This is a genomic window from Micromonospora sp. NPDC050686, assembly GCF_040654475.1.
In the GTDB taxonomy this organism is placed as follows: domain Bacteria; phylum Actinomycetota; class Actinomycetes; order Mycobacteriales; family Micromonosporaceae; genus Micromonospora.
The window spans coordinates 236,007-258,470 of the sequence record NZ_JBFAID010000003.1 but is presented as its reverse complement, the minus strand read 5'-3'; the positions used below and the strand labels follow the sequence as shown (position 1 = coordinate 258,470).

The window sequence follows — 22,464 nt, the reverse complement described above, 5'->3', positions numbered from 1 at the left end:
CGCCGGGTCAGCCGACGGACCGCGCCGCCGGCGAGGGGGCGGCCACCGGCGCGGTGGCGTAGACGCCCGGCGCGTGCTGCCCGTCCAGCGGCCGGGTCGGCGCGCCGGCCCGGCGCACCACGTCCCGTACCGCCTTGACCAGCGCCTCCACGTGGTTGTCGGTGGCCGCCACCCGCAGCAACGGGTGGACCCGACGGGCCCCCGGGAGCACCGTGGCGGCGACGGTGTGCGACGGCGCGGAGGTCGCGGTGACCGCATCCACCACCACGCCGAGCGGGGCGGCGGGCCGGGTCCGCAGGGCCAGGCACCGCTGTGTCCAACCGCCGCCGCGCAGGCCCTCCCAGGTTTCCGCCGGCGGCTGCGGCGCGAGATCCAGGCCGGCCGCGGAGATCACCGCCGTCCGCAGCTCGTCCCGGCCGAGCACCCGGTGCGGCAGGCCGGCCGCGTTGAGCGCCTTGCCCAGCCGCCCGATGCCCGCCGCGACGGTACGGTGCACGCCACGCATCCCACCGCCGCGGCTGACCGCTTCGGCCCGGGCGTCGGCGACGGAGAGCCGCAGCGCCACCCAGACGGTCCGGTGCGCGGCCGGCGGGGCGCCGGGTGCCGGGTACCACACCAGGGTGTGCGAGACGACCTGGGTCAGCGAGACCGGCCCGCGGAACTCGGCGAGGACCTGCAACACCCGGTCCACCGCCGACGCCTCGACCGAGCCGGAGCCCGGGTCCGGCCCGCCGGCGAGGGCCACCGCGGCGAAGAAACCCTGCCCGTCCTGGCCGATGCCCAGCCGGGTGCCCCGGTCGGTCAGCTCGACGACGCTCAGCTCGGGGGCCAGCGCGGCCACCCGGGGGTCGTCGGTGCCGCCGGCCACCGCGGCCCGGGCGCTGCCCCGGCGCCGCCGCAGCGCCCGGCGCAGCAGGAGGTCCTCGTACCACCAGCGGCCGCCGCGGCGGGCGAAGGTGGCGATCACGACCAGCGCGGCCACCGCGCCGACCACCGCCGCCAGCCAGGTCGGGCCGCCGAACGCCAGCCAGGTGGCGAGGGCGCACAGCTCGACCACCACCAGCTGACCGACCGCGACCGAGCCGAGCCGGCCGCGGGCCCGCCGGTCCGCGGCCGGCGCCGGGAGGTCGCCGACTGCGGTGGTGGCGGTGGCCGTGGCCGTACGACCGGGCGGCGCCTGGACCTGCGTCATCGGTGGCGTCCTTTCTGGACGGGCGGGCGATCCGCCGGAGGCGGGAAGGGCGGGGGTCCCGATGACCCACCGACGGCCCCTTATCGTAGGGAAGCCCGCGGCGAGGATGAGACCTGAGCGTCGCGGACCCGTCCCCGCCGGAGGTTACTCATGCGGACCCGCCGCGATCAGGTGCAGGCGTACCGGTTCGTCACCCGCCGGATCGTCTCGGCACTGCTCTCCGGCGATCCGGAGACCAACAACCTGCCGATGCGCCGGCTCGGCATGGCGGTGTTCGGCAGCGTGATCGCGGCCGCCGTCGTGCTCGGCGGCGTCGGCGCGTACGGGCAGCTGACCAGCAACGCCGCCCCGCTGGAGCCGGACACCCTGGTGATCGAGCGCGAGACCGGCGCGACGTACGTCTTCGTCGAGGGCAAGCTGCACCCCACCCTCAACTACGCCTCGGCGCGGCTGATCCTCAACGAGCCCGACCCCGAGGTGCGCACCATGTCCCGGGCCTCCATCGAGGACCGGCCGCGCGGTCGGGCGGTCGGCATCGTGGGCGCCCCGGACGACCTGCCCGACCGGAAGGCGCTGGTCGGCCTGCCCTGGTCGGTCTGCGACGTGCCGGATCCGAACGACCCGCGCCGAACCATCACCCAGCTGGTGATCGATCGGGCGCTGCCCGGCGGGACTCCGCTGACCGACCGGTCGATGCTGGTCACCGTCCGCGGTGAGCGGTACCTGCTGACCGGCAACACCCGGCTGCGGGTGACCGACGGGGAGGCCTCGATCGCGGCCCTCGGGATGACCGGCTCGACCACCCTGGAGGTGGGGGAGCAACTGCTCAACGCGGTGCCGGCCGGCCCGGCGCTGCGGGCGCCCCGGATCGAGGGGGACGGCGAGCGCAGCGGGCTCGCGGTCGGCGACGGGCGGGCCGAGATCGGTCAGGTGTTCCGCGCCGCCGGCAAGCACTACGTGCTGACCCGGGAGGGCCTGGTCTCGATCGGCGAGGTCACCGCGCTGCTCCTGCTCGGTGACGGCGGTCGGATCACCGACATTCCGCCGGACCGGGTCGGCCAGCTGCTGGTCCGCAAGCCGCTGGAGGCGGACGGGATGCCGCAGCAGATGCCCACCACGCAACCCGCCCGGGCGGGCGAGACGGTGATCTGCGCGAGCTACGGGCCGGGCCCCGCGGGCGGTCCGCCCACCACGAAGGTCACCGCGTTCGACCGCCCGCCCGCCGAGCTGACCACCGTCACCTCGGACTCCCGGGCGGTCCGGCAGAGCTGGCGGGACGCGGTGCGCACCGCGGACCAGGTGACGCTGCCGGGCGGCAAGGGCGTGCTGGCGCGCGGCGGGGCCGGCTCCGGGCAGGGCGGCGACCAGGCCGACGCGACCGTCTACCTGATCGGCTCCCAGGGGGTACGCCACCCGCTGGGCGCCGGGGCGGTGGAGGCGCTGGGGTACGCCGGGGTCGAACCGCTGGTCGTGCCCGCGTCGCTGCTGGCCCTGGTGCCGACCGGGCCGACCCTGAGCCGGCAGAGCGCGCAGACGTACTTCGAGCCGGCCGGCCGTCGCGACCCGGCCGACGGCGGCGCCTCGCCCGGCCCGTCGCCGTCGGCCGCCCCGTCGGGCGACGGGCAGTAGCCGGGTCCGCACCCGCCGACCGTCATCTTGCGACGGTCGGCGGGTCGCACGGGTTGGCCGCTGTCGACTAACCTGAGCGTGGCCAACGGTTATCGACGATCACTACGGGGATGCTGTCATGAGCGGGCGGACGACAGTCGACGTACTGTCCCTTGAGGACTTTCACCAACGATTGGCGGGCCGGCTGGCCGAAGCCGAGGCCGCCGTCCGGAAGCTCGGCGCCGGTGCGGGTCGGTCGCCGGCCCTCGGCCGGTTCGCCGACGCGACGGACAACGCGCAGCGGTACGCGGCCGTCCTGGCCGACTACCGGGCGCAGCTCGACCGGCTCCGGCTGGCGGTCTCCGCCGTGCGGTCAGCGACCGCCACCATCATGGAGAACTACCGGACGACCGAGGAGCGCAACGCGGCGAACGCCGCGCAGATCGCCAGTGCGCTCAGCGGCATCGACGAGGCACTGGGCCGGGCCGGGGAGGATCCGCGTGTCTGAGTACACCAGCCGCTACCAGCACGCCAGCCACGAGGCGCTCTACGACGGCGTGCACGCCGGCCAGCCCGCGCAGGTCGACGGCCTGGCCGCCCAGTGGACCGCCACCAAGGACATCGTCGACGGGCTCGCCCGGGAGCTGGGCGCCGACCTCAACAAGCTGGCCAACAGCTGGACCGGCACGGCGTCCGCCGAGTTCCAGGCCCGGGTCGGGCTGGTGGCGGACTACTCGCGGGCCCTCTCCGACGGCATGGCCGACGTGCAGCGCGCCCTGTCGTTGATGGCCGACAGCCTCACCAAGGCGCAGCAGGTCGCGGAGAGCCCGGAGGCGACCGACGACCACGACAAGACGATCTCCGGCGCGGTCAAGGGCGGCCTGGTCTTCGGCGTCGCCGGCGCCGCGATCGGCGGCCTGATGGGCCATCAGCAGGACAAGGAGGAGCAGGAGCGGGCCCGGCAGCGGATGGTGCAGGTGGTGGCGAACCTGGCCGCCAGCTACGACACCTCCGCCTTCGGCCGGATGCTCCCGCCCCCGCCGCCGCACCCGGAGATGCCGGGCAACCTCGTCCGGTCCGACGCCGGCTCGACCGGCGTCGGTGGCGTCGGCTCGGTCTCCGGCGGGCCGCGCCTCGGCAGCGGCTCCAGCGCGAAGCGCAGCGCCGGCACCTCACCGAGCGGCTCGGTCTCCAAGCTGTCCGCCACCGACGGTGGCGGCGATGGCGCCGGGGCCGGCTCCGGCGGCACGGCCACGCCCGGCGTGATCGGCTCGCGCGTCGACCCGCTCGATCCGGCCGGCACGGTCGGCGGCGCCCCGCTCGGCACCTCGCTCGCCGGCGCCCAGCCCACCAACGGTTCCGGTCTGCTGGCCGGTGGCGGCACGCCCGCCGGAGCCGGCTCGGGCGGGGGCAGCGGCGGCAGCGGCCTGCTGCTCGGGGCCGGTGCCACCGCGGTCGGGGGCGCGCTCGGCACCGGCGCGCTGGCCAGCTCGGGCCGCGCCGCGGCGACGGCGCCCATCCGGCCCGGTGGCGTCGGCGCCGAGAGCCGTTCCGCCGCCGGCACCGGGCGGCTCGCGTCCGGCCGGGCGGGCGGCGGCCCCGGCGAGGCCAACCGCTCGGGCGCGGCCGGCGGGAACCGCTCCGGCATGGCCGGCGGCAGCCGGTCCGGTTCGACCCGGCCGGGCGTGCTCGGTGGTCGCGGCCAGCACGACGAGAACGAGTCCGACGAGCGGCTCACCTGGCTGACCGAGGACGAAATGGTCTGGCAGGACGGCGACAACGCCACGCCCCCGCCGGTGCTCGGTACGGAGCGCTGACCCGACGCGAAACGACGATCGACGGCCCGCCCCCGGCCCCGGGGGCGGGCCGTCCACATCGCACTCAGTGAGGCCGGTCACGGTATCCGTCGACCGCGTGGCGCTGCGGCCAGCCGGTGCGGGCGCTAGGTTGGAACCGTGCTGCCCGTAGCGATCGCCCGCCCCAGTTGGCCGGCGACGCTCCGCTCGTTGCGCAGCCTGACCCGGCTGGCGGTCGCCGCGCTGATCCTCGCCGCCGGCCTCGGAACCCCGGCGAGCGCCGCCGCCCCGGCCGACGCCCTCGCCACGCCGATCGTCGCCCCCGTCCGGGCCGATGCGCTCGTCACGCCGGTGGTCCCCCCTGTTCCGGCCGCCGTCCACGGTCCCGCCGCCACGCCGCGGCCCGGTGACCGGGCCGACGCCGGGGCCGGGACGCCGGACGCGGCGCTTCTCCGGCCGGCGTTCGCCCCGGCCGCCGCCGTCGCGACGGCCACCGGCGACCCGATGGGCGCACGCCTCGTGCCGACCACCGCGCCCGGCCCGGCCGACGCGCGCCGTGGGCCGACCACCGGCGGCCCGGCCGCGTCCTGGCACCTCGTCGTGGTGCCGCCCGCCCTCCCGGCGGCCGGCGTGCACGCTCGGGGTCCGCACCCGTCGGCGCCGGTGGTGTCACCGGTCGACCCGGGGCGGAGCACCTTCGGCCGGCGGGGCCCGCCCCACCGCTGAGCGGCGGCCGGCCACCCGGGATTCGCCCCGACGCATCGGGCCGATCGACCCGGGCCGGACGCCGCCGCGCCGCCGCCGCGTGTTCCGCGCCCGCCCACCGGGTATCGACCGTCCGTTCAGAACTTCTTCACCGTGAGGTGTTGGTGATGCAAACCGTGCTCTCCTCCGTCCTGCTCGACGTCCCCCAGGCCGCCGTCATCTGGCTGGCCCTGCTCGTGGTCCCCACGGTCGCCGTGGCCGGGTTGGTCGTCCGGCCGTCCCGCTTCCGCTCGGCCGTGGGTGGCCGGATCCGGCAGGCCGTGCTGCCGAGCAGCCTGGAGTTCGCCGAGGAGCAGCGGGAACGGGACCGCTACGCCGAGGAGATCGCGGTGGCGGCGGAGGGGGCGACCAGCACCGCCGAGCGCCGGCGGGCCGAGTGGGTGACCGCCCAGGACGAGGTCGAGTCGGCCTGGCAGGCGTACCAGGCGGCGGAGGCGGTCGTGCGCCGGCTCGACGCCGCGGCGGCCATGCCGCTGCCGCGTACCGTCCGCACACCCGCCGAGTACGCCGACCGCGAGCGGTTCCTGCACCGCGCCGCCCGGGCGACGTTCGAGCGCGGGCAGCTCTCGGCGGCGCAGCTCGAGGACGCCCTGGCGCACCGCAACGGCTGGGACCCGCGACTGCACCCGGTGGAGCAGGAACTGGTGCTGCAGCGGGCCGTCCGGGACAACCTGCTCGACCGGCACCGGGTGGCGCACCAGCGGGAGCAGCGGGCCTGGCGCACGGCCGAGCTGGCCGCGGCCGCGGCGCGCAGCCTCCGCGAGGAGGCACTGCGGGCGGCCGAGCGTACCCCGGAGGTAGAGCCGGTGTCGCTCCTCGCCGACGCCCGGCCCGCGGCCGAGACCAGCGGTGACGCCGCGCCGGCGGCCCGCCGGGCCGGCATCGAGAACACCCGGGAGCTGACCCCGGCGGCCACCGGCCGGGCGGCCGTCCCGGCCTTCTGAGCCGCCCTTGCGACCGACGGTGACCCGGTGACCGGCGGGCGAGCCCCGGCTCGGCTACCGTGGCGGACATGGACCGCCAGACGTGGCCGCTGGTCGTACTCGCCGGGATCGTGCTGGTCGCGGCGCTGGTGGGCGCGGTGCTGCTGGCGATCCGGGTGGTCCGCACCCGGCGGATGCTCGGTGCCCTCGGGGCCGGCGGCAAGGTCGCCTTCTACGGCGCGCTGATCTACGCCATCTTCCCGGTGGACGTGCTGCCGGATCCGATCTACCTGGACGACCTGGGCGTGCTCGCCGCCGCCCTGATCTACCTGACCCGGCTGGCCCACCGGCGCCGCGCCGAGCGGGGGCTGCCCGAGCGCCCCCCGCCGGAGTCGGGTCGGCTCCGGCGGCCCGTGCCATGATCGGGCCGGTCCGGCGATCCGGGCGACGCTGCGGGACGGGGGACGGGACATGGCGGGCGATCACCGGTTGGCGGCAGACGATCGCCGGGTCACCGCGTTGTTCCGAGCGCGGCATCTCGGCACGCTGACCACGCTGCGGGCGGACGGCAGCCCGCACGTGGTGCCGGTGGGGGTCACCTTCGACCCGGCCGCCGGGCTGGCTCGGGTGATCACCTCCGCCGGCTCGGCCAAGGCGCGGCACGTGGCGGCGGCCGGCGGCGGCGGCGCACCGGTCGCGGTCTGCCAGGTCGACGGGCGGTGGTGGTTGACCGTGGAGGGGCGAGCGGTGCTGCGCACGGATCCGGCGGCGGTGGCCGAGGCCGAGCGCCGGTACGCCGAACGGTACCGGCAGCCGCGCCCCAACCCGCACCGCGTGGTCGTCGAGATCGCGGTGACCCGCCTGCTGGGCAGCCTGCCCGGCGAGTGATCGACGTCGGGTCACCCGGCGGCCGGCTCACCCGCCGGGTACGGGTGCGGGGGCCGCTCGAAGAACTGCACCTGCCGGAGGTGGTCGCCAACTTCACCTTCGGCGGGCCGAAGCGCAACCACCTCTACATCTGCGCCTCCAGCTCGCTCTACTCGCTGCGGGTCAACGTCAACGGAGCGCGCTACCCCGCTGAGGAAAGCCGCCGGGCGCGGCCAGGGAGGGCGGTCGGGCGCAGCTGGACGGTCCCGGGCCGTGGCAACGACCCGGGACCGTCCGCGTACGGATCACCGGTTTGCGGTGTCGCCCTCGCCGGTGCGCCGCTGGGCCATGTCCACGCCCTTGTCGATCTGCTGGTCGTACTTGCCGCCGGTGCGCCGGTCGGCCTGTTCGCCGGTCTTCTCCAGGCCCTGGTCGACCTGCTTGTCGTGCTGGTCGGTGAAGTCCTTGGCCCGATCCATGAAGTCGCTCATGCCACATCTCCCTCATTCGGTCCTGTTTGCTGCGTTCCCCCACCCCCACCCGGCAAACGCCCCGGCCGGGTGTCGGGGGAGCCGGCAGAGGGTAGGGACCCCGCCGAAACCTAGGAGGGTCGACGTGGTCGATGACGGTGACGGGCGATCGCCCGCGACGGCGGCGGGCGCTGGTCGTCCGGCCGGCCCCCGACAGGCCTGGGCGGGACTGCCCTGGCTGGTCCGGGCGGCGGTGACGTGGAGTGCCTGCGTCCTGGTGGTGGTGTTCGCCCTGTGGGCGCTGGGCCGGGTCGCCGTACTGCTGGCGCCGCTGGCGGTGGCGGTGGCGGTGACGCTCTTCCTCGCCGCCCTGCTCGACCCGGTCCTGGTCCGGTTGCGCCGGCTGCGGGTGCCGGCGGCCCTCGCCGCGCTGCTCACCGTCCTGCTGCTGCTCGGCATCCTGGTCGGGGTGGGCGTACTGGTGTGGAACCTGACCGCCAGCCAGTTCGGCGAGCTGACCCAGCAGCTCGACCAGGGCCTGCAGCGCAGCCGGGAGTTCGTCACCTCGACGCTTCCGGTCACCGACGCCCAGTTGGACAAGCTGGTGAAGCAGGTCCGGGACGGGGTGAGCGGCAGCGCCCCGGACCCGGTCGGCGGGGCACGGACCGCCGCCGAGGTGGTCGGTTCCGTGCTGCTCGCCCTGGTGCTGCTCTTCTTCATGCTCAAGGACGGCCGCTCGATGTGGCACTGGGTGCTGGGCCGGATGACCGGTCCGAACCGGTCCACGGTGGCCGAGGCGGGCCGGGTGGGCTGGCGGACGCTCGGCTCGTACAGCCGGGGCACGATGATCATCGCGGCGATCGACGCGCTCGGGATCGGCCTGGCCCTGGTGTTGCTCGGCGTGCCGCTGGCACTGCCGCTGGCGCTGATCACCTTCCTCGGCGGCTTCGTGCCGATCATCGGCGCGACAGTGGCCGGCGCGGTGGCGGTGCTGGTCGCCCTCGCCGCCAAGGGCCCCACCACCGCGCTGCTGGTGCTGGCCGCGGTGATCGCCGTGCAGCAGATCGAGGGCAACCTGCTGGAGCCGCTGATCATGAAGCGCCAGGTGCAACTGCACCCGGCGGTCGTCCTCGTGGTGGTCACCGCCGGCACGCTGATCGCCGGCATCGCCGGCGCCTTCGTCTCGGTCCCCATCGCCGCCGTCGCCTACCGCATCGTCGAGACCGTCCAACGCCACCGCGAAGGAGGGGGCCCCGCTTAACGCATTATGCATGGCAGGGGCCCCCGGTTAACACCTGCGGCGAGCGCGCGGAGCGGCCCGGCGGCGGTCAGCGCGGCAGGTGCAGGGCGAACCAGGCGGCCGCGTCGGCGGCCACCCGCTCCAGGGTGCCCGGCTCCTCGAAGAGGTGCGTCGCGCCCGGGATGATCCGCAGCTCCGCGGGGTCGCCCAGCTGGGTCATGGCCTGCTCGTTGAGCGTGATCACCTGCTCGTCCAGGCCGCCGACCAGGAGCAGCGTCGGCGCCCGTACCCGGGACAGCGCGGCACCGGCGAGGTCTGGCCGGCCACCCCGGGAGACCACCGCGCCCACCCGGTCCGGGCGGGCGGCCGCGGCGACCAGCGCGGCGGCGGCCCCGGTGCTGGCGCCGAAGAGACCCACCGGCAGCGGGGCGACCTCCGACGCGCCGCACATCCAGTCGACGATGGCGGAGAGCCGGTCGCCGAGCATCGGGATGTCGAACCGCAGCTCGGCGGTCCGGGCGTCCACCCGGTCCTCCTCCTCGGTCAGCAGGTCCACCAGCACGGTCGCCAGGGACCGCTCGTGCAGCGTCCGGGCCACCGCGGTGTTGCGCGGGCTGTGCCGGGAGCTGCCGCTGCCGTGCGCGAAGAGCACCACACCCACCGGGTCGTCCGGGATCACCAGGTCCGCGGGGAGCCCGTCCCCGGCCACCGGGATCAGCGCCTCACGCGTCTCCATCTCCGACCTCCGCAACCTCCGGGCGTACGCCCCGACCGGCACCGCATACCCCACGGACCGCCCGGCTCACCTGTTGCCTTGACACCGGCGGCAAGGTCTACCGTCAGCTCCGGGACGCCACGAGGGAGGTCCGATGCTGATCGGCGAACTGGCGGCGCGGGCCGGCACCAGCACCCGAACGCTGCGCTACTACGAGACGCACGGGCTGGTCCGGCCGCACCGCTCCGCCAACGGCTACCGGGTGTACGACGAGGCCGAGCTGCGGGTGGTGCACGAGATCCGGGCCCTGCTCGCGGTCGGTTTCGACCTGGCCGACATCCGCCCGTTCGTGGCCTGCCTGCGGGCCGGGCACAGCTCCGGGGACGTCTGCCCGGACTCGGTGGCCGTGCTGCGGCGCAAGCTCGCCGAGGTGGACGCCTACCTCGACCGCCTCGGCGGCGTCCGGCAGCAGTTGCAGGAACAGCTCACCCACGCGATCGCGTATCGGGAGGAACAATGCCTCAGGACTCGGCGACGGCCGGACTGACCAAGGTCACCGACGACACCTTCGCGGCCACCGTACTGGCCGCCGACCGGCCGGTGCTGGTCGACTTCTGGGCGGAATGGTGCCCGCCCTGCCGCGCGATCTCCCGGACGCTGGCCGAGCTGGCGGTGGAGTTCGACGGCGCGATGCGCTTCACCGCCCTCAACACGGACGAGAACCCCGACACCAGCCGGGCGTACGCGGTGCTGGCGGCACCGACGCTGCTGGTGTTCCGGGCCGGCGAGGTGGTCGACCGGGTCGTCGGCGCCCGCCCGAAACACCAGCTCCGGGAGGTGCTGCGCCGGCACCTCACCGGCTGACCCCGGTCGTTTGCCCGGGACCCGATCGGGAAGGCGACGGGTGACCGAACGGCGCAGCCGCGCCCCGACCGATCGCGAGGATCGCCATGGCTCAGCAGCAGGACAGGTCCCGGCGCCAGACCGCCGAGCGGGAAGCCCGCGAACAGGACGCCGAGCGCAACCGCGACTGGGCGGACGACGCGGCGCAGGCGCGTACCGCCGACGACCCGCGCACGACGGCCCCGCGCGACGCCGCGGGCCGCCCGTCCAACGGCCGCCAGTTCTGACCGGCCGCGCGGCCGGCCCGTACCGTCAGACCCGGTTCTCCGGGAGCCGCAGCAGCGGTTCCCGGCCGGGTGGCTGCTCCGGCGCCGGGCGGGACGGGGCGGCCGGCGGCACGGGTACGGTGACCGGCTGGGCGCTGGTGACCCGGATCGTCTCGCCGTGGTGGCGCAGTTCGAGCACCGTGTCCGGCCCGCCGTTGCGCAGCGCGTACGTCGTCTGGTGCGGCCGCACGTCGACCCGCAGCCGCATGGACCGCCACTGCAACGAGAACTCCAGCCGGCTCAGCCGGCTGGAGAGCCGGGGTGAGAACGACAGCGTGCCGTCGTGGTCGCGCAGCCCGCCGAAGCCTGCCACCAGGGCGATCCACGCCCCGGCCAGGGACGCCATGTGCACCCCGTCCCGGGTGTTCTCGTTGAGGTCGTGCAGGTCCATCAGCGCGGCCTCGCGCAGGTAGCGGTGGGCCAGCTCGGGGTGCCCCACCTCGGCCGCCATCACCGCCTGGGTGCAGGCGGACAGCGACGAGTCGCGTACCGTCCGGCGCTCGTAGTAGTTGAAGTTGCGGACCTTCTGCTCGGGGGTGAAGGCGTCCCCCCGCCAGTGCATGGCCAGCACCAGGTCGGCCTGCTTGACCACCTGCTTGCGGTAGAGGTCGAAGTACGGGTAGTGCAGCAACAGCGGGTACTTCTCCGCCGGCGTGCCCTCGAAGTCCCACTCCTGCAACCGGGTGAAGCCTTCCACCTGCTGGTGCACGTCGAGGCCCTCGTCGTACGGGATGTGCATGGAGTGCGCCGCGTCCCGCCAGGCGGCCGCCTCCTCCTCGCTCACCCCCAGGTCGAGCGCGTGGTCCCGGTGGCGCATCGAGAGGTCGGCGGCGGTGAGCAGGTTCCGCTGGGCCATCAGGTTGGTGTAGATGTTGTCGTTCTTGACCGCGGTGTACTCGTCCGGCCCGGTCACCCCGTCGATGTGGAACCGGCCCCACCGGTCGTGGTGGCCCAGTGACCGCCACAGCCGGGCGGTCTCCACCAGCAGTTGCAGGCCGATCTCCCGTTCCAGCCCCTCGTCGCCGGTGACCAGCAGGTACCGGCGCAGGGCGTCGGCGACGTCGGCCGCGACGTGGAACGCGGCGGTGCCGGCCGGCCAGTACGCCGAGGACTCCGGCCCCTCGATGGTGCGCCACGGGAACGCCGCGCCCGTCAGGTTCAACGTCCGGGCCCGCTCCTGCGCCTGGTCGAGGATCGAGTGCCGCCAGTACAGCGCGTCCCGGGCCGCCGAGGGCTGGGTGTAGGTGAGCACCGGCAGCACGAACATCTCGGTGTCCCAGAAAGCGTGCCCGTCGTACCCGGGCCCGGTGAGACCCTTCGCGGCGATCGGCCGGCGCTCGGCCCGGGCGCCGGCCTGGAGCACGTGGAACAGCCCGAACCGGACCGCCTGCTGCACCTCCGGGTCACCCTCGACCCGCACGTCTGCGGCGTCCCAGAAGGTGTCCAGGTATTCCCGTTGGGCCCGGCGCAGCCCGTCCCAGCCGTCCAGCCGGGCCGCGGCCAGCGCCGCGCCGACCTGGTCGCGCAGCGCGGGCAGCGACCGCCGGCTGGACCAGCCGTACGTCAGGTACTTGACCACCCGCAGCTTCTCGCCGGACTTGAGCACGCAGCCGACGGTGGTCCGTACCCAGTCCTCGTACCCCTCGGACTCGATGGTGGTGCGCTCCGGTCCCTGCACGTCGTGCGCCATCGCGGTGGCCACCCGCAGTCCACTGACCTTGGTGTGGTGGATCAGCAGCCCACCGTCGTCGGTGGTCAGCTCCTCCTCGGCCTGCAACGGCGACTCCAGCACCGCCGCCACCCGCGGGTCCCGGCTCTGCGCCGGCAGGGTCTCGTTGGCCACCAGCTCGGACTGGAGGATCAGCCGCAGCGGGCCGTCGACCGCCTCCACCTCGTAGTGGATGGCGGCCACCGACCGTTGGGTGAACGACACCAGCCGGGTGCTGCGCACCTTCACGTCCCGGCCCGCCGGGGAGCGCCAGTGCAGCTCCCGGTGCAGGGTGCCGGCGCGCAGGTCGAGGATCCGCTCGTGGGAGACGAGCTCGCCGTACCGGACGTCGAGCGGCTCGTCGTCGACCAGCAGCCGGATCAGCTTGCCGTTGGTGACGTTGACGATGGTCTGGCCGGACTCGGGGAAACCGAAACCCGCCTCGGCGTACGGCAGCGGGCGCAGCTCGTAGAAGGAGTTCAGGTACGTGCCGGGAAGGCCGTGCGGCTCGCCCTCGTCGAGGTTGCCGCGCAGCCCGACGTGCCCGTTGGAGAGCGCGAAGACCGACTCGGACTGGGCCAGCACGTCCATGTCGAGCCGGGTCTCCCGGACGTGCCACGGCTCGACCGGGTACGCGCGTTCCCGGATCACGCGGGCCGACCCTGGGCGGCGGGCCGGCTCGCGTCGGCCGGTCGGCTCGGGTCCAACGGTCGGCTCGTGCTCGCGTCCAGCGGTCGGCTCGCGTCCAGCGGTCGGCTCGTGTCCAGCGGTCGGCTCGTGTCCAGCGGTCGGCTCGTGTCCAGCAGCTCGGCGAGGTCGGTGACCACCACGTCGGCGCCGTGCTCCCGCAGCGCGTCCGCCTGGCCGACCCGATCCACCCCGATCACGTACCCGAAGTTACCGGCACGGCCGGCCTCCACTCCGGCCAGGGCGTCCTCGAAGACGGCGGCGTGCGCCGGATCGACGCCGAGCAGCTTCGCCCCGGCCAGGAAGGTGTCCGGGTGCGGCTTGCCGCGCAGCCCCTCGGCCCGGGCCACCAGACCGTCCACCCGGGCCTCCAGCAGCGGTTCCAGCCCGGCGGCCGCCACCACGTCCCGGCAGTTGGCGCTGGCCGAGACCACCGCGCGGCGCAGCCCGGCCGCGGCCACGGCCTCCAGGTAGCGGACCGAGCCGGGGAAGACGTCCACCCCGTCGGTGCGGATCCGCTCGTGCAGCAGGACGTTCTTGCGGTTGCCGAGGCCGTTGACGGTGTCCGCCTCGGGTGGGTCGTCCGGGCTGCCCTCGGGCAGCGTGATACCGCGGGAGGCCAGGAAGGTGCGTACCCCGTCGGCGCGGGGCCGGCCGTCGACGTACCGGTTGTAGTCGGGGCCGGGATCGTACGGCCGGAACGGCTCGCCGGTGGCCTCCGCGCGCTGCCTGAGGAAGGCGTCGAAGGTCTGCGCCCAGGCGGCGTTGTGCACCCGGGCGGTCTGGGTGAGGACACCGTCCAGGTCGAAGAGACACGCGGTCACATGAGCGGGTAGGCCCAGCATATTGCGAATCTATCCACCGGGCCCGCCCGGCAAACCCGATTCGGCCCGCGCCGTGCCGCGTGGCGCGGCGAGTGGCGGCGCTCAGCGGTGCGGGCGCAGCGTCCAGACCACGGTCAGCCGGGAGGTGACGCTGCCGTCCTCGGTCCCGATCTCCACCTCGACGGGAAACTCCGGCCGGACGCCGCCGTCCAGTTCCGCGAGCACGTCGGCGACCGGCCGGCCCAGCCGCGCCGTGGCCAGCACCGGGCCCATCGCCACCTGCTGGTACGCGATGGTGGCGGTCACCGCCAGCGGCACCGCCCGGTCGAGGACCTGGCCGAAGGCGGCCAGCACCACCGCACCGGAGGCGGTCTCGCCGAGCGTGAACATCGCCCCGGCGTGCGGCCCGCCGACGTGGTTGTGCTGCGCCGGGTTGTCGGGCAGGCGGACGACGGCGCGTACACCGCTGTCGGCCTCCGGCGCGACCTCGACGAATTCGATACCGAGCGTACGGGCGAACGGCACGGCCTCCAGCAGACCGGCCGCCACCTGGCGAGAGTCGATGGACATGCCCGAACGCTACTCGGCAGTAACTTTCGGGGCAAGGCCGAGTCGCGAGGCTCAGCGAGTGTGAAGCGGCTCGGACGACGGCCGCCACTCCCGCCTGAGCAGCCCGTAGACCCACGAGCCGGAGACCTCGCCGTTCACGACGCAGTCTTCCCGCAGCGTCCCTTCACGTGCGAAGCCGAGCTTCTCCAGCACCCGATGCCGGCGCCGCCCGCCAGGCGCGCCGGCCGGCGGGCGTTAAGCGGGGCCCCCGCCGCCACCGGAAGCGTTAACAGGGTGCCCCGCCTTACACCTCAGCGCCAGCCGACGTCGATGCGGTCGCCGCGCTCGTCGAAGAAGTGCAGCGCGTCCATCCGGACCTGGATGGCCAGCGAGTGCCCCGCCGACACCGCCGGATACGGCGCCAGCCGGACCGCCAGTTCGGCCGGACGGCGGTGGTGCCGCCCCGGGTCGGGCAGGACGCTGGTCCGGCCGCCGGCCACCGGCGCCGCCGCCGTCCCGGGTTCCACCGGCCGGCCGGCCAGTCGCTGCATCACCTGCCCGAAGCGGCGCAGGCCACGCTCTCCGGGCGGGCCACCGTCCGCCGTGCCGCCCATCTCGTCGACCATCACCGCGGTGGCGCCGATGTCGAGGAAGGCCAGCGACTCGTGCCCGTGGTGCTCCAGGTAGCGGATCCGGCCCTGGAGCACGTCGCCGGGGGCGTCCGGGGCGACCGGGGTGAGCGCCTCGGCCCGCATCCCGACCACGATCCGCTCGCCGTGGTAGTGCGCCACGGCACGGCTGCGGATGTCGTCCCAGGGCAGATAGAGCGCCTGTTCGCCGAGGGTCAGCGTGACGTACCGGTCGAGGTGTACGTAGACGGACGCCTCCAGCAGGTTCATCCGGGGGCTGCCGAGGAAGGCCGCGACGTAGAGCGTGGCCGGCCGGCCGTAGACCTGGGTGGGGGTGCCGACGTCCTGGAGCACCCCCTTGCGCATGATGGCGACCCGGTCGGCCATGGTCAGCGCCTCGGCCTGGTCGTGGGTGACGTAGATGGTGGTCACCCCCAGCTCGCGGGTCAGGCCGGAGATCTCCGCCCGCAGCTCGGCGCGGAGCCCGCTGTCCAGGTTGGACAGCGGCTCGTCCATCAGGAACAGGCCGGGCCGGCGCACGATCGCCCGGCCCATCGCGACCCGCTGGCGCTGCCCGCCGGAGAGCTGGCTGGGCTTGCGGCCGAGCACGTCGCCGATGCCGAGCGCGGCGGCCACGTCCTGGATCCGCTCGCCGCGCGGGCTCGGCTCGATCCCGGCCAGCCGCAGCGGGAAGCCGATGTTGTCCCCGACCGACATGTGTGGATAGAGGGCGAAGTCCTGGAAGACCATGGCGATGCCGCGGTCTCGCGGCGGCAGGTCGTTGGCGACCTCGCCGTTGAGCATGACCGCGCCGGTGGTCGGATCCTCCAACCCGGCGACCATCCGCAGCACCGTCGACTTGCCGCAGCCCGACGGGCCGAGCAGGACCATGAACTCGCCGTCGTTGACGTCGAGATTGACGGTGTCAACCGCCAGCGTCCCGTCCTGGAACACCTTGGTGACATCCTTGAGCGCCACGGTGGTCACGCCGCTGCCCCTCCCCGCACCTCGTCGACCGAACCCGCGATTGACTGTGACGAGGATCATTCGATAGGGACATCGGGTAAACGTGCCATGTTCCACTGGTGACGGAGTTGTTACCCGAGCACGCGGCGTGAGCGTACGGCAAGTGGACCGCCGAGGAGGTCCTGGCCACCGAGGGTCAGCACTCGATCACGTTGACCGCGAGGCCGCCCCGCGCCGTCTCCTTGTACTTGACCTTCATGTCGGCGCCGGTCTCCCGCATGGTCTTGATGACCTTGTCCAGCGAGACGGCGTGCACCCCGTCGCCGCGCAGCGCCAGCCGGGCCGCGGTGATCGCCTTGATGCTCGCCACGGCGTTGCGCTCGATGCACGGGATCTGCACCAGCCCACCGACCGGGTCACAGGTCAGCCCGAGGTTGTGCTCCATGCCGATCTCGGCGGCGTTCTCCACCTGGGCCGGCGTGCCGCCCAGCGCCTCGGCCAGTCCGGCGGCGGCCATCGAGCAGGCCGAGCCGACCTCGCCCTGGCAACCGACCTCGGCGCCGGAAATCGAGGCGTTCTCCTTGAACAGCACGCCGATCGCGCCGGCGGCGAGCAGGAAGCGCACCACCCCGTCGTCGGAGGCGCCCGGGACGAACCGGGTGTAGTAATGCAGCACCGCCGGGATGATCCCGGCCGCGCCGTTGGTCGGCGCGGTGACCACCCGCCCGCCGGCCGCGTTCTCCTCGTTGACCGCCAGGGCGAACAGCGTCACCCAGTCCATCGCGCGCAGCGGGTCGGTCGAGTCGACCTCCGCCGTCAGGCTCCGGTGCAGCTCGGCGGCGCGCCGGCGGACCTTCAGCCCGCCGGGGAGCACCCCGTCGCGCTCGCAGCCCCGGTCGACGCACTCCCGCATCACCCGCCAGATCTCCAGCAGGTCGGCCCGGATCTCCCCCTCGGTCCGCCAGGACCGCTCGTTGGCCAGCATCACCTCGCTGATCGACAGCCCGGTCGCGGCGGTCACGTCGAGCAGCTGAGCGCCCGTGTAGAACGGGTGCCGGACCGCGGTGGTGTCCGGCTTGATCCGGTCCGCGCCGGCCGCCGCCTCGTCGACCACGAAACCGCCACCCACCGAGTAGTAGGTCCGGGCGCGCAGCTCAACGCCGGCTTCGTCGTACGCCGCGAACGTCATCCCGTTCGGGTGGTACGGCAGCGAGCGACGGCGGTGCAGCACCAGGTCCCGGTCCGGGTCGAAGTCGATCTCCTCCGCACCGAGCAGGGTCAACCGCCGCTCGGCGCGGATCCGGGCCACCCGCGGGCCGACCGAGTCGGTGTCGACGGTCTCCGGCGCCTCGCCCTCCAGCCCGAGCAGCACCGCCCGGTCGCTGCCGTGGCCGTGCCCGGTGGCGCCCAGCGAGCCGTACAGCTCGGCGCGAATCCGCGCGGTGCCGCTGAGCAGCCCGTCGGCCTTGAGCCCGGCCACGAAGGTACGGGCGGCCCGCATCGGGCCCACGGTGTGTGAGCTCGACGGCCCGATGCCGACGCTGAAGAGGTCGAAAACACTGATCATGGGTGCACTTTCCTCGCCGCCGTCCCCGTCGTGCGGGTACCGGCCCCGGGTCACGACCGCCCTGGTCGGAGCGGCTGTCGGGGCCGTCCGGGGTGTGGCCGGCCCGACCGGCGAGCCTACCCTCCCGCTCCCCTTACCCGCCCGGGCCGCCCGCCACGCCCCGCGCCGGCGGCGACCGGCGGCCGGGCGCGCAGGCGTCGGACCGGGGCAGCCCGGGTACTTCCCTACGGGTACGGGGCCACCGGGATCCGCCTGGAGACGGAGGGCGAGGTGGCGCCCGCTGCCTACCGTTGATCTCAGCGCGGCGGATCGCCGCAGAGTGGGAGTACGACGATGAGTCGCAAACTGTTCCGGCCCCGCCAGGGGCGCGTGCTCGCCGGGGTCTGCGCCGGCCTGGCCCTCCGCTTCGGCATGTCGGCCAACCTGATCCGGCTGCTGTTCGTGCTGTCCCTGCTGCTCCCCGGCACGCAGGTCATCGTCTACCTGGTGCTGTGGGTGCTGATGCCCAACGAGGAGCGCTACGCCGCCCGCTACTGACCCGCGTGCCGCGCCGCCCGCCCCGGAGGTCCCCTCGGGCCATGGGACGGGCGGCGTCGTTCCGGCCGGCGTCAGGGAGCGGTGTAGGTGACGGTGACCTTCTCGTAGCCGAGGGAGCGCAGCAGGCCCTCGAGCATCTTGCGGGTGTTCACCTCGGCGCGCTGGGCCAGCCCGCTGTCCCGCGCCGCCGCGGAGATCCGGTCCTCGGCGAGCTTGTACACCTGCTGCTGCCGGTTCGGGTCGTTGCCGACCAGGTCGCCGAGGCGGTTGAGCAGGCCGCGCTGCTCGGCGAAGACGTAGCTCTTCTCCAGGTCGAGGTTGGTCTCGCCGAGCTGCGGCGCGGGCAGTTTGATCTCCACCGACTTCTTGTCGGCGGACTCGGTGATCGCTCCCTCGGAGATCCGGGCGAAGTCGACGTACGCCTCGACGCTGCCGGCCCCGACGAAGAGGGTGCGCTCGTTGAGCAGGAAGTCGGGCACGTTGGCCCGGTCCTTCTGGGTGTCCACCACCACTTGGAAGTTGCCCTCCGCCGCGACGTACCGGCTGAGGTCCTGGATCGACTTCAGCAGCGGCGGCTGGCTGCGGTCGGTCTGCTGCTCGGCGAACGGGTTGCGGAAGTTCGGGAAGATGCCGGTCGCCTGGGTGGCGATCAGCGCCACCAGCACCAGCGCCGCCGCGCCGAGGACCCAGAGCAGCCCCCGGGTCGGCGCCCCCGGGCCGCGCGGGCCGGGCGGCGGCGCGTCCGGGCCGGCGAACCCACCGGCCGGGGGCTCGCCCGGGCCGTCCAGCCGGCCGGTCAGGGCGTTGCCCGTCGGGTATTCCGGGAACTCCCTGGTCGGCTCGTTGATCTCACCGTCGCGGGCCATCGCCCTCACCGTCCTCGTCCGACACATCGACTGAAGATGACGGTAAGGCCATCGTGCGACACCCGCGCGGCGAGCGACCCGAACGAGCGAACCCGCAGGTCGCGCCCCCGCAGGCGCGTCCCGCCTCGGTTTAGGCGAAGGCGGAAAGCCCGGTGAGGGTCTGCCCGATGACCAGCTGGTGGATCTCCGAGGTGCCCTCGTAGGTGAGCACGCTCTCCAGGTTGTTGGCGTGCCGCATGATCGGGTACTCGGCGGAGACGCCGTTCGCGCCGAGGATGGTCCGGCACTGCCGGGCGATCTCCAGGGCCTCCCGGACGTTGTTCAGCTTGCCCACGCTGACCTGCGCCGGGCGCAGCTTCCCGGCGTCGGCGAGCCGGCCCAGGTGCAGCGCCAGCAGCAGGCCCTTGTTCCACTCCACCGCCATGTCGGCGAGCTTGGCCTGGGTGAGCTGGAAGCCGGCCAGCGGCCGGCCGAACTGGGTGCGGGTGGTCGCGTACGACAGGGCGGTCTCCAGGCAGTCGCGGGCCGCGCCGAGCGCGCCCCAGACGATGCCGTGCCGGGCCTCGGTGAGGCAGCCCAGCGGCGCCTTCAGGCCGACCGCGCCGGGCAGCCGGGCGTCCGCCGGCAGCCGCACGTCGTCGAGGGCGATCTCGCCGGTCACCGACGCGCGCAGTGACATCTTGTGCCGGATCTCGCGCGCCGTCACCCCCGGCGTGTCCATCGGTACGGCGAAGCCGCGTACCCCCTCGTCGGTGCGCGCCCAGATCACCGCGACGTCGGCGATCGGCGCGTTGGTGATCCACATCTTGCCGCCGGTGAGGATCCAGTCGTCGCCGTCCCGGCGGGCCCGGGTGGCCATCGAGGCCGGGTCGGAGCCGTGGTCCGGCTCGGTCAGCCCGAAGCAGCCGATCGCCTCGCCGGCCGCCATCGCGGGCAGCCAGCGCTGCTTCTGCTCCTCGCTGCCGTACCGCCAGATCGCGTACATGGCCAGCGAGCCCTGCACCGAGACCAGCGAGCGGACGCCGGAGTCGCCGGCCTCCAGCTCCAGGCAGGCCAGCCCGTACGCGACGGCGGACGCGCCGGCGCAGCCGTACCCGGTCAGGTGCATACCGAGCAGGCCGAGCTTGCCGAACTCCACGGCCAGCTCGCGCGCCGGGACCTGGCCGGCCTCGTACCAGCCGGCGACGTGCGGGCGTACCCGGTCGTCGACCAGCCGGCGCACGACGGACCGGATCTGCCGCTCCTCCTCGCCCAGCGACGCGTCGATGTCCAGCAGGTCGAGAGGACTCATGCGGCTCACCTTAACGAAGCCTCAGCGCGGGGTCACTCCGCCGCCGCGCCAAGCACCAGCACTCGGGCGTGGATCTGGTTGCGCTGCTGCAACGCCGCCCGCAGCGCCCGGTGCAGACCGTCCTCCAGATAGAGGCCGCCGTTCCACTGCACCACGTGCGGGAAGAGGTCGCCGTAGAAGGTCGAGTCCTCGGCGAGCAGCTTGTCCAGCGCCAACTCCCGCTTGGTGGTGATCAGCTGATCCAGCCGCAGCGGGCGCGGCGGGATCTCCGCCCACTGCTTGAGCGTGTAGTTGTGGTCCGGGTAGGGACGCCCGTCCCGGACCGCTCGGAAAATCACGGCACGCTCCCCTCCCCGCGTACGGACCGACCGACGGCGCCGAGCCGGGTCGCGCCGTGGTGCCGCAGGGCGCGGCACCGATGACCGTGCCAGCGTAACCGCCCCCGCCACACCGTGTTTTGCTCCCTCATGTCGCTTTCGCCACCGCCGATACCCCACCCGGCGCCCCCCGAACCCACCGGGCGGGACGGGTCAGCTCCACCGCCCCCGCCGGACCACCTCGTCCGCCGGGCGGCGCCCCCGCCGCAGCGACGGTGACCGGTGGTCCGGTGCACGGTAGCCGACGGTGACCGCGCCGATCGGCTGATATTCCGCCGGCACGCCGAACGCCTCCCGGTACGCCCCGATCCGCTGCGGGGGGATGCCGAAGAAGCACGCCCCCAGCCCCTCGTCCACCGCGGTGAGCAGCATCAGCAGGGCGGCGAAGCCGGTGTCCACGTACCAGTAGGGCACCGGCCAGTGCTCGGTCGAGCGGTCCGCCCAGCCCTTGTCCGGCTCGGCGTACCGCTCCAGGTAGGCGGAGCGGTTGGCGTGCGGCACCACGATCAGCGGGGCCCGGCGCATCCCGGCCAGCCAGCGTTCCCGGCCCCCGCCGTCCGGCGTCGCGACGGCCCAGAACCGTTCCCGGTCCGCCGGCTCCTCCAGCACCAGGAAGCCCCAGCCCTGCGCGAAGCCGGCCGACGGCGCCCGGACCGCGTGCGCCAGCAACCGGTCCACCACCTCCGGCGGGACCGGGCGGTCCGGGTCGTAGTTGCGCACCATCCGGCGCCGCCGGACCACCTCGGCGAACTCCACGCCTCAGCCCGCCACCGGCCGGACGCCCCAGCTTCCCCGCCAGGTCTGCTCGGGGGCCAGGACGATCAGGTCCTTGCCGGAGCGGAACGCGTCCGGCGGGCAGGTCATCGGCTCCACTGCCACCGACCGGCGGTACCGCGCGCCGGTCAGCGTGTCCCCGGTGAAGACCTGCCACCAGCCGAACTCCCGGTCGGCCCAGATCTGCACCGCGCCGGCGCCGTCCGGCCCGGCCAGCAGCACCGCCGAGCCGCCGTCGTCGTCCCGCTCCACCTGGCCGAAGGCCATGTCCAGCACCGCGTCGCCGATCCGGCGCGGCTCGGTGAAGTCGTACTCGGTGCCGGCCACCTCGGTGGCCCCGATCGGCAGCAGGCGGGAGTCCAGCAGCAGGCGGGTACGCCCCGGCACCCGCATGGCGATCTCCTCCACCGGCACCTCGGGCACCCGCAGGTACGGGTGCACCGAGAAGCCGAACGGCGCCGGCTCGGCGGACAGGTTCGTCGCCTCGTGCTCGGCGCGCAGCCCGTCCGCGCCCACGCTCCACCGGCTGCGCAGCCGCAGCGCCCACGGGTAGCCGGGGCTCGGCGGCAGGTCGTACTCCACGGTCACCGCGTCGGCGGCCTCCTCGACGGCCCGCCAGGGCACCCAGCTGACCAGCCCGTGGAGGGCGTTGTGCCGGGGCGGCTCGGTGAGGTCCAGCTGCAACGAGCGCTCGCCGAAGCTGTACGCCCCGTCGCGGATCCGGTTCGGCCAGGGCGCCAGCACGTGGCCGGCCGAGCCGGGGGAGAGCTCGTCCACGTCGTACCCGTCGAGGCGGTCCACGCCGTCGTACCGGTACGTGCGTACCCCGCCGCCCACCTCGACGATGACCGCCTCGTGCCCGGCTGCGGAGATGGTCCACTGTGTCCCGGACGGCGGGCGTGGCGAATTGTCCATGCCGCCAGTGTAAGGAGGGGGCCGGCCCC

General features: G+C 74.4%; 24 protein-coding genes and 2 pseudogenes. 13 read left to right on the top strand and 13 right to left on the bottom strand.

Going from position 1 to position 22,464, the window contains the following annotated elements:
- Positions 1-7: 7 nt before the first annotated feature.
- The gene (locus tag AB0H57_RS05050) at positions 8-1,192 is read right to left on the bottom strand and encodes a type VII secretion protein EccE (RefSeq protein WP_357502767.1); all 1,185 of its coding nucleotides are present in this window, start codon (positions 1,190-1,192) and stop codon (positions 8-10) included.
- Positions 1,193-1,342: 150 nt separating this feature from the next.
- On the opposite strand from AB0H57_RS05050, the gene eccB reads away from it, so the two are divergent.
- The 8 genes and pseudogenes from eccB to AB0H57_RS05010 form a co-directional block, all read left to right on the top strand.
- A complete protein-coding gene (gene eccB / locus AB0H57_RS05045; protein WP_357502765.1) occupies positions 1,343-2,821 on the top strand; it encodes a type VII secretion protein EccB in 1,479 nt (492 codons plus the stop codon).
- Positions 2,822-2,939: 118 nt separating this feature from the next.
- Positions 2,940-3,308 (top strand): hypothetical protein, encoded by a 369-nt coding sequence (locus AB0H57_RS05040; protein WP_357502763.1) that lies wholly within the window; start codon positions 2,940-2,942, stop codon positions 3,306-3,308.
- On the top strand, positions 3,301-4,617 hold the full coding sequence (locus AB0H57_RS05035; RefSeq protein ID WP_357502761.1) for a hypothetical protein: 1,317 nt from the start codon (positions 3,301-3,303) through the stop codon (positions 4,615-4,617). The genes AB0H57_RS05040 and AB0H57_RS05035 overlap by 8 nt, the downstream gene beginning before the upstream one ends.
- 138 nt (positions 4,618-4,755) lie before the next feature.
- Complete coding sequence (locus AB0H57_RS05030) at positions 4,756-5,322, top strand: hypothetical protein (protein WP_357502759.1); 567 nt, start codon at positions 4,756-4,758, stop codon at positions 5,320-5,322.
- Between the two features lie 146 nt (positions 5,323-5,468).
- Positions 5,469-6,305, top strand: coding sequence for a hypothetical protein (locus AB0H57_RS05025; protein ID WP_357502757.1), 837 nt, complete (start codon positions 5,469-5,471; stop codon positions 6,303-6,305).
- A 68-nt stretch (positions 6,306-6,373) separates the two neighbouring features.
- Entirely contained in the window at positions 6,374-6,706 is a 333-nt protein-coding gene (locus AB0H57_RS05020) for a YkvA family protein (RefSeq protein ID WP_357502755.1), read from the top strand.
- 49 nt (positions 6,707-6,755) lie between these two features.
- On the top strand, positions 6,756-7,172 hold the full coding sequence (locus tag AB0H57_RS05015; RefSeq protein WP_357502753.1) for a TIGR03618 family F420-dependent PPOX class oxidoreductase: 417 nt from the start codon (positions 6,756-6,758) through the stop codon (positions 7,170-7,172).
- Positions 7,173-7,228: 56 nt separating this feature from the next.
- A pseudogene (locus AB0H57_RS05010) lies at positions 7,229-7,360 on the top strand (SMP-30/gluconolactonase/LRE family protein); the annotation flags it as partial.
- Between the two features lie 96 nt (positions 7,361-7,456).
- Here the strand turns inward: AB0H57_RS05010 and AB0H57_RS05005 are convergent.
- Entirely contained in the window at positions 7,457-7,642 is a 186-nt protein-coding gene (locus tag AB0H57_RS05005) for an antitoxin (RefSeq protein WP_357502751.1), read from the bottom strand.
- A gap of 124 nt (positions 7,643-7,766) precedes the next feature.
- Here AB0H57_RS05005 and AB0H57_RS05000 point away from each other — a divergent pair, with 124 nt between their 5' ends.
- A complete protein-coding gene (locus AB0H57_RS05000; RefSeq protein WP_357502749.1) occupies positions 7,767-8,882 on the top strand; it encodes an AI-2E family transporter in 1,116 nt (371 codons plus the stop codon).
- A gap of 67 nt (positions 8,883-8,949) precedes the next feature.
- Here the strand turns inward: AB0H57_RS05000 and AB0H57_RS04995 are convergent, their stop codons facing one another.
- Positions 8,950-9,597, bottom strand: a complete 648-nt coding sequence (locus AB0H57_RS04995; protein ID WP_357502747.1) for an alpha/beta family hydrolase — start codon at positions 9,595-9,597, stop codon at positions 8,950-8,952.
- A 133-nt stretch (positions 9,598-9,730) separates the two neighbouring features.
- Between AB0H57_RS04995 and AB0H57_RS04990 the strand changes: the two genes are divergently transcribed.
- The 3 genes from AB0H57_RS04990 (at position 9,731) to AB0H57_RS04980 (ending at position 10,706) form a co-directional block, all read left to right on the top strand.
- Entirely contained in the window at positions 9,731-10,123 is a 393-nt protein-coding gene (locus tag AB0H57_RS04990) for a MerR family transcriptional regulator (RefSeq protein ID WP_357502746.1), read from the top strand.
- On the top strand, positions 10,093-10,440 hold the full coding sequence (trxA, locus tag AB0H57_RS04985; RefSeq protein WP_357502744.1) for a thioredoxin: 348 nt from the start codon (positions 10,093-10,095) through the stop codon (positions 10,438-10,440). The genes AB0H57_RS04990 and trxA overlap by 31 nt, the downstream gene beginning before the upstream one ends.
- Positions 10,441-10,526: 86 nt before the next feature.
- Positions 10,527-10,706 (top strand): hypothetical protein, encoded by a 180-nt coding sequence (locus tag AB0H57_RS04980; protein ID WP_357502742.1) that lies wholly within the window; start codon positions 10,527-10,529, stop codon positions 10,704-10,706.
- A gap of 25 nt (positions 10,707-10,731) precedes the next feature.
- Here the strand turns inward: AB0H57_RS04980 and AB0H57_RS04975 are convergent, their stop codons facing one another.
- The 5 genes and pseudogenes from AB0H57_RS04975 to AB0H57_RS04955 form a co-directional block, all read right to left on the bottom strand.
- The gene (locus tag AB0H57_RS04975; protein ID WP_357502740.1) at positions 10,732-13,104 is read right to left on the bottom strand and encodes a glycoside hydrolase family 65 protein; all 2,373 of its coding nucleotides are present in this window, start codon (positions 13,102-13,104) and stop codon (positions 10,732-10,734) included.
- Between the two features lie 146 nt (positions 13,105-13,250).
- Positions 13,251-13,985, bottom strand: a pseudogene (locus AB0H57_RS04970) (beta-phosphoglucomutase family hydrolase); the annotation flags it as partial.
- A gap of 81 nt (positions 13,986-14,066) precedes the next feature.
- Positions 14,067-14,534: a DUF4442 domain-containing protein gene (locus AB0H57_RS04965; protein WP_357502738.1), complete on the bottom strand. Its 468-nt coding sequence runs from the start codon at positions 14,532-14,534 to the stop codon at positions 14,067-14,069.
- Between the two features lie 290 nt (positions 14,535-14,824).
- Entirely contained in the window at positions 14,825-16,129 is a 1,305-nt protein-coding gene (locus tag AB0H57_RS04960) for an ABC transporter ATP-binding protein (protein WP_357502736.1), read from the bottom strand.
- Between the two features lie 175 nt (positions 16,130-16,304).
- On the bottom strand, positions 16,305-17,675 hold the full coding sequence (locus tag AB0H57_RS04955; protein WP_357502734.1) for an L-serine ammonia-lyase: 1,371 nt from the start codon (positions 17,673-17,675) through the stop codon (positions 16,305-16,307).
- A 333-nt stretch (positions 17,676-18,008) separates the two neighbouring features.
- On the opposite strand from AB0H57_RS04955, the gene AB0H57_RS04950 reads away from it, so the two are divergent.
- Positions 18,009-18,212, top strand: a complete 204-nt coding sequence (locus tag AB0H57_RS04950; RefSeq protein WP_222954038.1) for a PspC domain-containing protein — start codon at positions 18,009-18,011, stop codon at positions 18,210-18,212.
- 71 nt (positions 18,213-18,283) lie between these two features.
- On the opposite strand, the gene AB0H57_RS04945 is transcribed toward AB0H57_RS04950, so the two are convergent.
- The 5 genes from AB0H57_RS04945 to AB0H57_RS04925 all read right to left on the bottom strand — a co-directional run bounded on the left by AB0H57_RS04945 (position 18,284) and on the right by AB0H57_RS04925 (position 22,435).
- The gene (locus AB0H57_RS04945) at positions 18,284-19,078 is read right to left on the bottom strand and encodes a DUF4230 domain-containing protein (protein WP_357502731.1); all 795 of its coding nucleotides are present in this window, start codon (positions 19,076-19,078) and stop codon (positions 18,284-18,286) included.
- Between the two features lie 130 nt (positions 19,079-19,208).
- Positions 19,209-20,369 (bottom strand): acyl-CoA dehydrogenase family protein, encoded by a 1,161-nt coding sequence (locus AB0H57_RS04940; RefSeq protein ID WP_357502729.1) that lies wholly within the window; start codon positions 20,367-20,369, stop codon positions 19,209-19,211.
- A gap of 32 nt (positions 20,370-20,401) precedes the next feature.
- A complete protein-coding gene (locus AB0H57_RS04935) occupies positions 20,402-20,707 on the bottom strand; it encodes a type II toxin-antitoxin system VapB family antitoxin (protein WP_357502727.1) in 306 nt (101 codons plus the stop codon).
- A 192-nt stretch (positions 20,708-20,899) separates the two neighbouring features.
- Positions 20,900-21,502: a nitroreductase family protein gene (locus AB0H57_RS04930; RefSeq protein ID WP_357502725.1), complete on the bottom strand. Its 603-nt coding sequence runs from the start codon at positions 21,500-21,502 to the stop codon at positions 20,900-20,902.
- 3 nt (positions 21,503-21,505) lie between these two features.
- A complete protein-coding gene (locus tag AB0H57_RS04925; RefSeq protein WP_357502723.1) occupies positions 21,506-22,435 on the bottom strand; it encodes an aldose 1-epimerase family protein in 930 nt (309 codons plus the stop codon).
- Between the last annotated feature and the right edge of the window lie 29 nt (positions 22,436-22,464).